At 60.3% G+C, this 13189-nt stretch carries 11 protein-coding genes and 1 tRNA gene; 10 read left to right on the top strand and 2 right to left on the bottom strand.

The features are described 5' to 3' along the window. Nucleotides 1-412 precede the first annotated feature (412 nt). On the top strand, nt 413-2467 hold the full coding sequence (locus GDV60_RS05055) for a TonB-dependent receptor domain-containing protein (RefSeq protein ID WP_159906472.1): 2055 nt from the start codon (nt 413-415) through the stop codon (nt 2465-2467). A 110-nt stretch (nt 2468-2577) separates the two neighbouring features. On the opposite strand, the gene GDV60_RS05060 is transcribed toward GDV60_RS05055, so the two are convergent. Further along, nucleotides 2578-2654: transfer RNA gene (locus tag GDV60_RS05060), tRNA-Met, on the bottom strand. A gap of 415 nt (nt 2655-3069) precedes the next feature. Here GDV60_RS05060 and GDV60_RS05065 point away from each other — a divergent pair. After that, entirely contained in the window at nt 3070-4287 is a 1218-nt protein-coding gene (locus GDV60_RS05065) for an MFS transporter (RefSeq protein WP_032857819.1), read from the top strand. A 38-nt stretch (nt 4288-4325) separates the two neighbouring features. Here the strand turns inward: GDV60_RS05065 and GDV60_RS05070 are convergent, their stop codons facing one another. Further along, nucleotides 4326-4877 (bottom strand): RNA polymerase sigma factor, encoded by a 552-nt coding sequence (locus GDV60_RS05070; protein WP_029295739.1) that lies wholly within the window; start codon nt 4875-4877, stop codon nt 4326-4328. A 261-nt stretch (nt 4878-5138) separates the two neighbouring features. Here GDV60_RS05070 and GDV60_RS05075 point away from each other — a divergent pair, with 261 nt between their 5' ends. From GDV60_RS05075 to sctR, 8 genes are all read left to right on the top strand, one after another. Next, nucleotides 5139-6230, top strand: a complete 1092-nt coding sequence (locus tag GDV60_RS05075; protein ID WP_092233494.1) for an HrpJ domain-containing protein — start codon at nt 5139-5141, stop codon at nt 6228-6230. Beyond that, nucleotides 6227-8323 (top strand): type III secretion system export apparatus subunit SctV, encoded by a 2097-nt coding sequence (gene sctV, locus GDV60_RS05080; protein ID WP_133715592.1) that lies wholly within the window; start codon nt 6227-6229, stop codon nt 8321-8323. The genes GDV60_RS05075 and sctV overlap by 4 nt, the downstream gene beginning before the upstream one ends. Before the next feature lie 69 nt (nt 8324-8392). Continuing rightward, nucleotides 8393-9298, top strand: a complete 906-nt coding sequence (locus GDV60_RS05085; RefSeq protein WP_159906473.1) for an FHA domain-containing protein — start codon at nt 8393-8395, stop codon at nt 9296-9298. Further along, nucleotides 9295-10653 (top strand): FliI/YscN family ATPase, encoded by a 1359-nt coding sequence (locus GDV60_RS05090; protein WP_092233499.1) that lies wholly within the window; start codon nt 9295-9297, stop codon nt 10651-10653. The genes GDV60_RS05085 and GDV60_RS05090 overlap by 4 nt, the downstream gene beginning before the upstream one ends. Further along, nucleotides 10640-11065 carry a YscO family type III secretion system apparatus protein gene (locus GDV60_RS05095; RefSeq protein WP_092233501.1) on the top strand — a complete coding sequence of 142 codons (426 nt, stop codon included), beginning with the start codon at nt 10640-10642 and terminating at the stop codon, nt 11063-11065. The genes GDV60_RS05090 and GDV60_RS05095 overlap by 14 nt, the downstream gene beginning before the upstream one ends. Further along, on the top strand, nt 11062-11520 hold the full coding sequence (locus GDV60_RS05100; RefSeq protein ID WP_029295726.1) for a type III secretion system HrpP C-terminal domain-containing protein: 459 nt from the start codon (nt 11062-11064) through the stop codon (nt 11518-11520). The genes GDV60_RS05095 and GDV60_RS05100 overlap by 4 nt, the downstream gene beginning before the upstream one ends. Continuing rightward, nucleotides 11517-12539: a FliM/FliN family flagellar motor switch protein gene (locus GDV60_RS05105; protein WP_070996750.1), complete on the top strand. Its 1023-nt coding sequence runs from the start codon at nt 11517-11519 to the stop codon at nt 12537-12539. Before GDV60_RS05100 ends, GDV60_RS05105 begins: the two co-directional genes overlap by 4 nt. Then, a complete protein-coding gene (gene sctR, locus GDV60_RS05110) occupies nt 12536-13189 on the top strand; it encodes a type III secretion system export apparatus subunit SctR (RefSeq protein WP_029295721.1) in 654 nt (217 codons plus the stop codon). Before GDV60_RS05105 ends, sctR begins: the two co-directional genes overlap by 4 nt.

The following is a 13189-nucleotide window of genomic DNA, read 5'->3' on the forward strand; positions in this document are numbered from 1 at the left end:
ATTGCGGCTAAGTCGCACCTGGCAGGTATCTGCGGGGAAGGAGGGCGGACACTAACAGCGGGGATGCAGGAGCGTCAAAAGCTGAGCGCGATCAACCTGACGGTGGACTTCTGGTGCTTCAGTCAACCGGTGAAGGTCAAGCAGGGCAACTGTCGTTTAACTGGCCACTCGGGGACGGGAGCAGAGCATTATTTCGACTTTTTAGTAAATATTTTAAAGTTGCCAAATATCTGGTTATTGGCGTGTTTTCCAGATTTTCGACGAATTTTGCAGAAAATAAATCTGCTTGAAATGTATGGAATTGTATCGGACTTGTCATAAATGCTTTTCTAAATGATAAGGATTTGCATTACACTCCGCAGCCTTTAGTGCTCCGTCTTGGTGCATGCCGGCTCAACAAGGACTGTTTGCAATGAATAATCCCCCCTATCTTTTCAGCTCTCTTTTCCTGGCCGTCGGCATGCTGATCGCCGCCCCGGCGTTGCAAGCAGAAGAGATTGGTGAGGTCGATAAACACGCCGTCACAGAACTTGATACTTCGTTCGTCACCGCCACCGGCGGCGCCACCGACCTGCGCGATGCGCCGGCCAGCGTCAGCGTCATTACCCGCGAAGAAATCGAGCGCCAGCCGGTTTATGACCTCAACACCCTGCTGCGGCGTGTGCCGGGTGTCACCGGCGGCTTCGGGCCGGTGGGCGAGCAGTCGAAAATCAAACTGCGCGGCCTGGACGACAAGTACACCTTGATCCTGGTGGATGGCAAACGCCTCGGCGGCTCGGGGGACTTGAGCTATCGCCGCGACCTGGCGCGCCAGGACCTGAACTGGATCACCCCGAACATGATCGAGCGCATCGAGATCGTGCGCGGGCCCATGTCTTCGCTGTACGGCTCGGATGCCATGGGCGGCGTGATCAACATCATCACCCGCAAGGTGTCGCGCACCTGGAGCGGTTCGGCCAACGTCAACACCACGATTCCCGAAGATTCCGACCGCGGCCAGACTACCCAGACCAGTCTCAACCTGTCCGGGCCTCTGACCGAGTCGGTGGGCCTGCGCCTGGGTGCCAACCTCACCCGCCGTGCGGCTGATGAGGTCACTGCGCGCGTGGATAAGGATGGCGAGTTCATGTACGGCGACGGCGCGGGCGGCGCCAAGGACCACAGCGTCAACGCCTTGCTCGATTGGAAGATCAATGACGAGCAAAGCCTGTCGTTCGAGGCTGTGCATGGCGTCGAACGGTCCTGGTCGAGCAAAAAGACCTTTGGTGACTGGGGCGAAACCCTGGGTGAGGGCTTCGGTCCCGGCCGTTTGATTCGCGACAGCTATTCCGTGTCCCACACGGGCGACTGGAGTTTCGGTACGTCGAAAGTGGACCTGTACCTGAACAAGTTCAAGAACGACATCGACTGGGGCAAATCCAGCGCCGAAGAAAAAATCGCCGAAGGCAGCCTGAACATCCCGTTTGAATTCCTTCTCGATCAGCGTTTGACGGTGGGCGGGCAGTGGAAGCGTGAAGAGCTGACCAACAGCGACACCCTGGGCACGGTGCCCGTGGACTATCAAGGTACTGCAGTCTCCGGTTCTTCGCTCAAGGGCGACTACTCGGCCGCGTTTATCGAAGATGAGTTGTACCTGCTCGACAACCTGGCGCTGACCCTGGGTAACCGCTTCGACCACAGTCAAGACTATGGCAACCACAACAGCCCGCGGGCGTACCTGGTCTACCATCCGCATCCAGACTGGACCGTGCGCGGCGGTGTGTCCAAGGGCTTCCGTGCGCCCAGCCTGAAAGAGGGCAGCGCCGGTGCCGCCACCGAGTCCGGCGGTCGCGGTTGCGGTTCGTTGAAACCCCTGGGTTACGTGAGCGGCAGTTGCTGGATGGCCGGTAACCCGAACCTGTCGCCAGAAACCAGCGTCAACAAGGAGATTGGCGTGTCGTTCGACCGTGACGGTTGGGAGGCCAGCCTCACCTACTTCCACACCGATTTCGAAGACAAGATCGAATACGCGCCACTGGGCCAGTTCCAGGGCCGCTGGTGGACCATGCTGGAAAACGTCGAAGAAGCCCGGACCCGTGGCTGGGAAGGCTCGGTTCGCGTCCCGCTGACCGACTCCCTGGACTGGCGCACCAACGCCACCTACATGCTGGAGAGCAAAAACCTGTCCACCGGCCAGGACCTGATCAGCGCGCCCAAGTTGTCTGCCTTCAGTGCGCTCAACTGGCAAGTCACCGACAAGCTCAACACCGAACTGTCGGCGCAGCATGTCGGCAAACAGCGGGGTATTGGCAATGATTTCGTCAAGTCGTACACCACCTACGACCTGACGGCGAACCTGGCTGTGACCAAGTGGTTGACGTTGAATGGCGGCGTGCAGAACTTGCTGGATGAAGATGCGCGCGATGGTTCGACGACGTTCTATGTGCCGGGCCGTGCGTTCTTTGCCGGGGCGACCACTTACTTTTGAGGGGTAGCTAAGCCAGGGCCCACGAGCGTCAGTAGCTCGTGGGCTTGCTCTCGAAGATTTCTGCGGGCATAAAAAAACGGCCTACCTTTCGGTAAGCCGTTTTTAGTACTTGGTGGCTACACAGGGACTTGAACCCCGGACCCCAGCATTATGAATGCTATGCTCTAACCAACTGAGCTATGTAGCCAAGTGGCGCGCATTATTCGCTCAGAACGAAGAAGCGTCAAGCGCTTTTTTTGAAAATTTATCTACGCTATCAACTGTTTAAGCAAAAACGCCGGGTAAGGCGGCCATTGGCTGGGTTTTGCGCAGGTCCCAAAGCCGCAAAGATTAAAGTGCGGGAGCGGGCTTGCTCGCGATGGCGGTGTATCAGGTTAGCAGTACTTGACTGACACGCCGCCTTCGCGGGCAAGCCCGCTCCCACATTTGATCTGGGGTGTTCTACCGTCGGCGTACTAGCTTGCTGGCCCTTTACAAGACATGACCGCTGCATCGATTCACCTACTCGTTAGCCTGCTAACGGGATAGCCTTCCTGCCCCAATAAGTGGCACATTGTCACACCTGCACCTGTGCATCCATCTGCTGTACGGAAACGTTCCTCATGGCTCTTACCAATTCCCAGCCTTCAGTGGCTACGACGCCGGCCGCCGGGCAATCCAGCCCGTTGGTCATGTCTATCATCGGCGCCGTAGCGCTGGCGCACTTGATCAATGACCTGATTCAGGCGGTGTTGCCGTCGATCTATCCGATGCTCAAGGAAAGTTATGGCCTGACCTTTACCCAGGTCGGCCTGATTACCCTGACGTTCCAACTCACGGCGTCCTTGCTCCAGCCGTGGGTGGGTTACTACACCGATCGCCATCCCAAGCCGTTCCTGCTGCCGTGCGGGATGATCTGCACGCTGATCGGGATTCTGATGATGTCCCAGGTCGGCAGTTTTCCACTGATTCTGCTGGCGGCGGCCTTGATCGGTATCGGTTCCTCGACCTTCCACCCGGAAGCATCCCGCGTGGCGCGCCTGGCATCGGGTGGCCGCTACGGCCTGGCGCAGTCGACCTTCCAGGTGGGCGGTAACGCCGGCTCGGCCTTTGGCCCGTTGCTGGCGGCGGCGATCATCATTCCGTTTGGCCAGGGCAACGTGGCCTGGTTCGGTTTGTTCGCGGTGTTCGCCCTGGGGGTGCTGTACGCGATCAGCCGCTGGTACCGCAACCACTTGAATCTGTTCAAGCTCAAGCAAGGCCAGGCCGCTACCCATGGCCTGTCGAAAAACCGCGTACTGGGTGCGCTGGTGGTGCTGGGGTTGTTGGTGTTTTCCAAGTACTTCTACATGGCCAGCTTCACCAGCTACTTCACCTTTTACCTGATCGAGAAGTTCGACCTGTCGGTGGCCAGCTCCCAACTGCATCTGTTCCTGTTCCTTGGGGCGGTGGCGGCGGGCACGTTCTTTGGTGGGCCGATTGGCGACAAAATCGGCCGTAAGGCGGTGATCTGGTTCTCGATCCTGGGCGTGGCCCCGTTCACCCTGTTGCTGCCCCATGTCGATCTGTTCTGGACCAGCGTGCTCAGTGTGGTGATCGGTTTTATCCTGGCCTCGGCGTTCTCGGCGATTGTGGTGTACGCGCAGGAATTGGTACCGGGCAATGTGGGGATGATCGCCGGGGTATTCTTTGGCCTGATGTTCGGGTTTGGCGGGATTGGTGCGGCGTTGCTGGGCTATCTGGCGGACATCCACGGCATCGAATACGTGTACACGCTGTGCTCGTTCCTGCCGCTGCTTGGGGTGCTGGCGATTTTGTTGCCACGCTCGAAAAAAGCCTGAAACCGGGAGGTTGGCCCTATCCCTGGGCGGTCCCTCTCCTACTGGAACGGGTGAGAGTTTGTCGCGCGTTTCAGTTGTTCCCGTGCCCGGGACAGGCGGGAACGGACGGTACCGATCGGAATCGCCAGGGCATCGGCGGTGTCCTGGTAGCTGCCGTCGGTTTCCAGTGAGGCATACAAGGTGTTGCGCATTTCCAGGGGCAGGTGCTGGATCGCATTGAGGGTGTTTTCCAGCCGGCGGCTGATCTCGAATTGGCGCGCCAGGTCCTGCTCTTCGTTGTGTCCGTGGGACAACGATTCATCGAACTCGCAATGCACCGGCTTGGCATAGAGCCGGCGAAAGTGATTGCGGATCAAATTCAGCGCAATCCCGCACATCCAGGTGCTCAGGGACGCCTGCGCGCTGAAGTGATGGCGGTTACGCCATGCCTCCAGATACGTCAGTTGCAGGATATCGTCCGCATCCTCCGGGTTCAGTACGCGCTTATGAATGAACCGGCGCAGGCGTTTGTGGTGCTCATCGGACAGATCTTGGATGGATTGGCTAGGGTCACGGGGAAGATTGACTAAAACACTGATTGGGATATCCATGATTTTTCCTCAGGGTGAAAACGGTCGAAATGGTTTCGACGAGAACCCTGTTAGCACCGCTTGTGCCAAACGGAAAATGTAGATATCTATTTGATAAATATAAGGAAATATCTTGTTTTAGGTGTTTTTTGTGCAATCGCTTGCGCAGAGCATCGTGGATTTGTGCGGGTATTTTCATGCGCCATGGCAAGCGCATGAAGATGGAACCGGATCGGGCCTTCCAGCCACACAAGGATACGAATCTCTTGCTATGGCATTTCCATGAAAGTCGATCCCAACCTAGATGTGCAAAATTCCGCGCACCTGAATCAACCGGCACCGGCACGGATTGAAAGTGGGCTGTCTTCGCCGATAAGCGCCCCCGTTGCGGACGATCTCAGTGTGCTGTTCAGCCAAGAGGTCGAACTCAACGCCCGGGCGTTGGGGCAGCGCCAACTAGGCTTGCGCATCCCGGCGGTCGAGCAACTGACCCAGCTCTATGAGCAATTGGGTCACCCGGCCCAGGCGAAAATGGCGACCATCGCTCGCAATGTCAGGGTCCAGCTGCTGCTCGGTGGCGGGGTCGGCAAGATGATGGACATCACCGGCAACGACCCCGCGCGGGCCTATGTGGTGCTCAAGCACGTGGCGCTGCAGGCGGATGCCGAGGGGCGCACCGCAGAGGCAAGCCTGGCGCGCACTTCCCTGGCTGGCCTGGAGGCCGATTACAAGCCACAGATCCAGGCGGGGCTGAACACCGCACTGGCGCTGCAGGCGGGCACGGATGACCCGCAGCTGCGCCAGGCTGTACGCAGCATGTATTACACCAGCGTGGTCACGAGCCAATCGCTGGCGACCCTGATGCAATCATTGCTGGGGCTGTTCGGTGAAGGGGACTTTGCGTCCGGGTTGAAGCTGATACGCCGGGCCCTGGCCGATGATGTTGCGGCACAGACCTCGTCGGTCGACCGGGGCCAGTTGCGAACCTTGCTGCTGGGCCTCAACGATTGCAGTCGATTGAGTGGTGTGCTCGCGCGCTGCAAGGCGTTGATCGGGCAATCCCTGCTTCTGTACCCCGAACTGCAGCTGGATCCGGTGGGCTTGTTGCAGCGCTTGCTGGGGTATGCGGCCGGTGGTCTTTCCTCCCAGGAAATCAAACACCTGGCCCGGGATTTGGGCGGCAGTCAGCTGGCTCATCAGTTGAGTGGCCTCAGTGCTTTTTTCCCGGAGCTCAAGGCCCTGCCCCTGGCCTGGTGGTGTGATGCAAGACGGCGCGAAGAAGCGTTGAACAGCTACAAGCACGTGCTGCTTGAATACGCCGCGCAGGAGCGTGGCTCGCGCCATACCCACACGTGGCCGGGATTGAAGGCATGAGTGCGTTGCGGGCAATCAATGCGTTGCTGCTGAAGGTTGCACAACGCGCCGAGGTGCTGGGCGCGGTGGTGGTCATGGCCATCGTGTTTATCTTTATCGTGCCGTTGCCCACCTGGCTGGTGGATATCCTGATTGCCCTCAATATTTGTATTTCGTGCCTGTTGATCGTGCTGGCGTTGTATTTGCCGGGTCCGCTGGCCTTTTCTTCGTTTCCATCGATTCTGCTGTTGACCACGATGTTTCGCCTGGCGTTGTCGATTGCGACCACACGCTTGATCCTGCTGGAGCAGGACGCCGGTGACATTGTCGAGGCGTTCGGCAACTTTGTGGTGGGCGGCAATCTGGCGGTGGGGTTGGTGATCTTCATGATCCTGACCCTGGTCAACTTCCTGGTCATCACCAAGGGCTCGGAACGGGTCGCGGAAGTGGCAGCACGCTTTAGCCTGGACGCGATGCCCGGCAAGCAAATGTCCATCGACAGCGACCTGCGTGCCGGGCTGATCGACGGCAACCAGGCCCGGGACAAGCGTGAGCAACTGTCGCGCGAAAGCCAGCTGTTCGGGGCCATGGACGGCGCGATGAAGTTCGTCAAGGGAGACGCCATCGCGGGGTTGATCATTGTGGTGATCAACTTGCTGGGTGGTTTTGCCACCGGCATGTTCCAGCATGGCATGAGCGCCGGCGACTCCATGGCGTTGTACTCGGTATTGACCATTGGTGATGGCTTGATCGCGCAGATTCCGGCCCTGCTGATCTCGCTGACTGCCGGCATGATTATCACCCGTGTGGCCCCGTCCGGGCGCAGCAAGGGCAGCAACAACATGGGCGCCGAAATTGCCCGGCAAATGACCAGCGAACCCAAGAGCTGGATGATCGCTTCGGTCGGCATGCTTGCTTTTGCGGCGTTGCCGGGGATGCCCACGGTGGTGTTTATCCTGATTTCGCTGATGACTGGCAGCCTGGGTTATTACCTGATGCGCCAGCGCCAGCGTGAGGAAAAATCACAGGAGCCGGTTACCGATACCGTCCCGCCTGAGCAAAACGGGGTGGAGGACCTGCGCGGTTTTGATCCGTCGCGCCCCTACCTGTTGCAGTTTCCGCTGGCCCTGCAGAACAGCCCGCTGGTGACGGAGGTCATCCACGGCGTGCGCCAGAGCCGCAACAGCCTGGTGACCCAGATTGGCTTGACGTTACCGCCATTTGAAGTCGAGTTTGCGCCGGCGTTGGCCGACGATGAATTTCGCTTCTGCGTGCACGAAGTGCCCCTGTTGAAGGCCACGCTCGGTGACTGGGTTGGCGTGGAGCTTGCGGCACTGGCAGCGGATCCAGAAAGCGGGAGCAGGGGCCTGGCCGAGCGCGATGAACAGGACTGGGTGTGGTTTGCGCCCGACGACCCTGTGCTTGCCGATGAACACTTGGCGCGCTCGACGGCGTACAGCCTGCTTCAGGAGCGGATGACCCGGGCCATGTTGCTCAGCGGCCCGCAGTTCCTCGGCATCCAGGAGAGCAAGGCGATTCTCAGTTGGCTGGAGTTCAATCAGCCGGAGCTGGTGCAGGAACTGCAACGGATCATGCCGCTTTCGCGGTTCTCATCGGTGTTGCAGCGCCTGGCCGGCGAAGGCGTACCGCTGCGGGCCGTGCGGCTGATTGTCGAGGCCCTGATCGAACACGGTCAGCATGAACGTGAACCGGAAGCCCTGACCGACTATGCGCGCATTGCCCTCAAGTCGCAGATTCTTCACCAGTACAGCGAAGCCGACGGCCTGCATGCCTGGCTGTTGTCACCCCACACCGAAAACGTGTTGCGCGATGCCCTGCGCCAGACCCAGACGGGTGTGTTCTTTTCCCTGGATAACGAAAGCAGTGCGGCGCTGGTCAGCCTGCTCAAGCAAGCCTTTGTCGTGCGCCCCAAGAGCAAAAGTGTGCTGCTGGTTGCACAGGATTTGCGCAGTCCCATGCGCACCTTGCTGTTGGAGGAGTTCAACCATGTACCGGTCCTGTCGTTCGCCGAGCTCAGCGCTTCGTCCAAGGTCAAGGTGTTGGGGCGCTTTGATCTTGCCCAGGACAATCTGTTGCGCGAGGAGGTGGCATGAGCATGTCTGGGGTGGTTGTGCAGGCTGTTGAACACGTCACTGTCATTGCAACGTTCATGAGGCCTGGCGATGTTTGAGCTACGTGTGCTTGATGGTTCGCGCCAGGGCGCGGCGTTGCCGTTGTTCGGCGGGCAATGGAGTATTGGTGCGCATCCGGATGCCGACCTTTCGCTGTATGACGAAGGGATTGCCGAGCGCCATGTGGTGCTGCGGTGTATTGAACAGCACTGGTCGGTCCAGGCTCAAGAAGGGTTGGTGCGGGCCAGTGACGGTCAGCTCCTGGCACAGATTGCCGACCTGGCACTGGGCGTTCCTTTTGCCCTGGGCAACATTCGACTGTGCGTCACCCTGGCCGATCAGCCCTGGCCGCAAGCCCCCGCTGCCATGCCCATCGCGCCAGCGGCCAGGCCGGTGAATGAGGCTGCACCGGCGCTGATGTTGTCGTCGATATCCGGGGCGCAGCAGAAGCGCCTGATCAGCCTGGTGCTGGTGATCGCAGCCATCATCATGGTAGTGGGCCTGGCAACCACCGGAGAGCATGAGGCCCAGGCGTCGTTGATGGCCGCGCCAACTCAGAAAAACGAGCTGGGTTCGGCCTACGAAGTACGCCAGCAACTGCTGAAAATGCTCAACGAACGTGAACTGGGCAATCGCATCCGCCTGCAGGTGATCAATGACCAGGTGACATTGGAAGGGGACGTGGCCCAGGAAGAGATGGGATTGGTGTCGCGCATGCTCAATCGTTTTGGTGAGCAGTTCGATACGTCTGTGCCAGTGATCAGCCGGGTCAAGGAACGTAGCACGGCACTCCCTTTCAAGATTCTGCAGATCGTCGGTGGGCCCAATGGCCATGTGGTCCTGGATGAAGGCAATCGGCTGTTTGTGGGAGATGAAGTGGATGGCTTGCGATTGGTCCTGATCGATAACACCAAGGTGGTGTTCGACGGCGTACAGCGTTATGAGGTGCGTTGGTGAGTGCCGACCTGCAGGCGCGCCTGGAGGCCTGGCAGCAGGACCGGGCGCAGGCGCTGGCCAGCTTTGCGCCGGTCTCGGTGCGCGGGCGTATCCAGCGCGTCAACGGCATGTTGCTGCAATGCCGTTTGCCCCAGGCGCGTATCGGTGATTTGTGCCAGGTTGAAAAGTCCACCGGCGATTACATGCTGGCCGAGATCATCGGTTTCGATCAGCAGGATGCGGTGCTCAGTGCCCTGGGCAATCTTGAAGGCGTGCGGGTGGGCGCCAGTGTCGAACAGTTGGGCGTCTCGCACCGGGTACGCGTCAGTGATGAACTGTTGGGCCAGGTGCTGGATGGCTTTGGGCGCCCGATTACGGGGGAGGGCGCCAGCGCCTTCGTCGAGGCGCACGCCGATGACACCAGCCTGGTGTTGTGCGAGGCGCCCTTGCCCACCGAGCGGCCGCGTATCCACCGGGCACTGGCCACCGGGGTGCGCTCGATCGATGGTCTGTTGACCCTGGGCGAAGGCCAGCGCGTTGGTTTGTTTGCGGGCGCCGGTTGTGGCAAGACCACCTTGCTCGCGGAGATCGCGCGTAACGTTGACTGTGATGTGATTGTGTTCGGCCTGATTGGTGAGCGTGGCCGCGAGCTGCGCGAGTTTCTCGATCACGAACTGGACGATCAACTGCGCGCCAAGGCGGTGCTGGTGTGCGCGACGTCCGACCGCTCAAGCATGGAGCGCGCCCGCGCCGCCTTCACCGCCACGGCATTGGCTGAAGGCTATCGACGCCAGGGCAAACGGGTCCTGCTGCTGATCGACTCCCTGACCCGTTTTGCCCGGGCCCAGCGTGAAATCGGCCTGGCCGCTGGCGAACCGCTGGGGCGTGGCGGTCTGCCGCCTTCGGTATACAGCTTGCTGCCACGTCTGGTGGAACGTGCCGGGTTGACCCGCGAAGGGGTGATCACGGCGATCTACACCGTACTTATCGAGCAGGACTCCATGAGCGATCCGGTGGCCGATGAAGTGCGCTCGCTGCTTGATGGCCATATCGTCTTGTCGCGCAAACTGGCCGAGCGCGGCCACTACCCGGCGGTGGATGTGCTGGCCAGCCTGTCGCGGATTCTGAGCAACGTCGCCGAGCCCGCGCACATCCAGGCCGGCACCGCGCTGCGCCGCTTGTTATCGGCGTATCAGCAGATTGAGTTGATGCTCAAGTTGGGCGAGTACCAACCGGGCAGCGATGCCCTGACTGATATGGCGGTGGACAGTCGCCAGGCGGTAGACGGCTTTCTGCGCCAGGACTTGCGCGAACCCGCGCCGATGCCGTTGACACTCGAGCAACTGATGAGCCTGACCACCCATGTCCCTTTCTGAAATCGACACCTTGCGGCGACTACGTCGGCATCGGGCAGACCGCGCCGAGCGCGCGTTGCGTGAAGCCAAGCGGCATCAGCAAGCCCTGTTGGTGCAAATCCAGCAGGCACAGGCGGCGCTTGAGCAAACGCGCCTGCAGGAGATCGAGAAAACCGCCGAGTTGCTGGATAAGCATCAAGGCCAGGTGCTCTCGTTGCAGCAACTCAAGGCCTGGAGCCTCCAAGAGCGCACCTTGTCCGCTGGGACCCGGCGCGAAGAAGGCCAGTTGGGTCAATTGCATGACCAGCGGGAGGAGCACGTGGTGCAGATCGCCAGCGCGCAGAAACAGGTGAGCCAATGCTTGCGAGAGGTCGAGAAACTCCAGGAGTTGTCGGTTTTATTGAGGCAGGAAGAGGTACAGGAAGAACTATGACCCAAGTCCAAGCAAGCAAACCTGAACGCCCGCGCCCGCGCGATCCACGAGCGGAACAGGAGCCTCAACCGTCGGGGGTCGTACCTTGGGAGCAGGGGCGGTTATTTGCGCAACTGCTGGACAGTGATGGCGAGGGGGCAGGCTACGGCACCTCGGCAACGGCCGCCGGGGTGGCGGGCGATTCCTTGATGATCGAGGCGATGACGGCGCAATTGGCCCCCCGGATTCATGGCAGCGCGCAATGGCCGCTGCAGGCGGTACTTTACTTGCCGCGCCTGGGGCGGATCAGCGCCAGTGTGCGCCGTGAGCAGGGGCTGTGGAACATCGAGCTGGCGGCCGAGCAGGAGCTTGCCGCGCGTTGGCTGGGCGGTGTGCGCGAGCGCTGTGAGGAGCGTCTGGCCGATGCCCTGGGCGCGCCTGTCGCGTTACACCTGGTCCATGTGGGCGCGGCATGATCATGCCGGCACTCGCGATTCCCTTGGTCAAAAGCGCCACGGTTGCGGCACGCCTGCGCCTGGGGCGGGGCCTGCGTATGCCGTTTCAGGTCACAGGCCAGCACGGTGAGCTGCTGCTTGAGCCTGGTCGTGCGCCCAGGAGTGCCGCGCCTCTGTATTTCGAAACCGCCTGTGGGCTGTTGGCTTTCAGCGAGCCAGGGCCGATGTTCAGTCTTCTGGGGGAGTGCCCGGTGACGCTGGCCGAGGCCGGCAATGATCCGGACTCCTGGTTCTGGGAACTGTTCCAGCACCACTTGAGCCCTCAGGTACGCGCGTTGTTTGGTTATCTGCGGCTGCGGGCCTCCCCTGGAAAACTGAATTTCGGCTGCCGGCTCACGGTGACATTGGGCGCCTCCAGGGTGGTGGGCTACCTGTTGCTGGCTCCCGAAAGTCTATTGGCATTGTGTGATGCGGGGCGCTGGCAACCCACGGCCCTGCCATTGCCGCCCTCGTTTCAACTGACGATTGCCGCGACGTTGGGGCGTTTGAAGCTGCCCCTGAGCCAAGTTCGCGGCCTGCGTGCCGGTGATGTGGTGATGCTGGAGCAGGCTTTTTTTGATGTGCATGGCAATGGCCATTTACGGATTGGCAAGCATCGCCTGCATGGGCGCATTGACGATGAATCGGGGCCAATGGGCCTGACACTTATATCTACTGAGGAAACGTCTGTGGACGAGGATCTTTCAGCACAACACTACTCGGGGTATGAAGAGCATGACCTTGATGAACCCGTGGTGGATGTTTTTGGCCATGAGCCTTTCGATGAGTTGAGCATGGCCTTGAATGTGCGCTGTGGCACCCTGAACCTGACGCTCGGGGAACTGCGCAACCTTGCGCCCGGTGCGGTGTTGAGCATCGCGGGCTACGCCCCCGGCATGGCGGGGCTCTACTATGGCGATCGGCCGATTGGCCAGGGCCAGTTGGTGGAGATGGACGGACGCCTGGGCTTGCAGCTGTCCCGTGTGATTTTCGCGCGATGACGTTCCAGGGGGTCGAGCCCGTAATCCTCGCGTTATTCATCGGCGCACTGGCCTTGATGCCGATGCTGTTGATCGTCTGCACCGCCTTTCTGAAAATTATCATTGTGCTGATGATCACCCGTAACGCCATCGGCGTGCAGCAGGTGCCGCCGAGCATGGCGCTCAACGGCATCGCCCTGGCGGCGACCCTGTTTATCATGGCGCCGGTAGGGTATGCCATCGCCCAGAACGTCAAGCAAGCCCCGGTGGACTTGAGCAGCGTGCAACGCTTCCAGGAAACGGGGCTGGTGGCCATCGAGCCGCTGCGCCTGTTCATGACCCGCAATACCGACCCGGACGTCCTCACGCACCTGCTGGAAAACACCGCACGCATGTGGCCGCCGGAAATGGCGCAGAACGCCCAGCGCGACGACCTCATCTTGCTGATTCCGGCCTACGTGATTTCACAATTGCAGGCGGGGTTCGAAATCGGTTTCCTGATCTATATCCCCTTTATCGTCATCGACCTGATTGTCTCCAACCTGCTGCTGGCCCTGGGCATGCAGATGGTCTCGCCGATGACCATTTCCCTGCCCCTCAAGTTGCTGCTGTTCGTCTTGGTTTCCGGTTGGTCGCGGCTGCTCGACAGTCTGTTCCTTTCTTATCTGTGA

Source organism: Pseudomonas sp. DTU12.1 (assembly GCF_009873475.1).
GTDB lineage: Bacteria > Pseudomonadota > Gammaproteobacteria > Pseudomonadales > Pseudomonadaceae > Aquipseudomonas > Aquipseudomonas proteolytica.

What these genes read in the sequence shown, in the direction of transcription:
- GDV60_RS05055 (WP_159906472.1), top strand. Translation starts at nt 413, where the DNA reads ATGAATAATCCCCCCTATCTTTTCAGCTCTCTTTTCCTGGCCGTCGGC.
- GDV60_RS05075 (WP_092233494.1), top strand. Translation starts at nt 5,139, where the DNA reads ATGAAAGTCGATCCCAACCTAGATGTGCAAAATTCCGCGCACCTGAAT.
- sctR (WP_029295721.1), top strand. Translation starts at nt 12,536, where the DNA reads ATGACGTTCCAGGGGGTCGAGCCCGTAATCCTCGCGTTATTCATCGGC.
- GDV60_RS05105 (WP_070996750.1), top strand. Translation starts at nt 11,517, where the DNA reads ATGATCATGCCGGCACTCGCGATTCCCTTGGTCAAAAGCGCCACGGTT.
- GDV60_RS05065 (WP_032857819.1), top strand. Translation starts at nt 3,070, where the DNA reads ATGGCTCTTACCAATTCCCAGCCTTCAGTGGCTACGACGCCGGCCGCC.
- GDV60_RS05070 (WP_029295739.1), bottom strand. Translation starts at nt 4,877, where the DNA reads ATGGATATCCCAATCAGTGTTTTAGTCAATCTTCCCCGTGACCCTAGC.
- GDV60_RS05095 (WP_092233501.1), top strand. Translation starts at nt 10,640, where the DNA reads ATGTCCCTTTCTGAAATCGACACCTTGCGGCGACTACGTCGGCATCGG.
- sctV (WP_133715592.1), top strand. Translation starts at nt 6,227, where the DNA reads ATGAGTGCGTTGCGGGCAATCAATGCGTTGCTGCTGAAGGTTGCACAA.
- GDV60_RS05085 (WP_159906473.1), top strand. Translation starts at nt 8,393, where the DNA reads ATGTTTGAGCTACGTGTGCTTGATGGTTCGCGCCAGGGCGCGGCGTTG.
- GDV60_RS05100 (WP_029295726.1), top strand. Translation starts at nt 11,062, where the DNA reads ATGACCCAAGTCCAAGCAAGCAAACCTGAACGCCCGCGCCCGCGCGAT.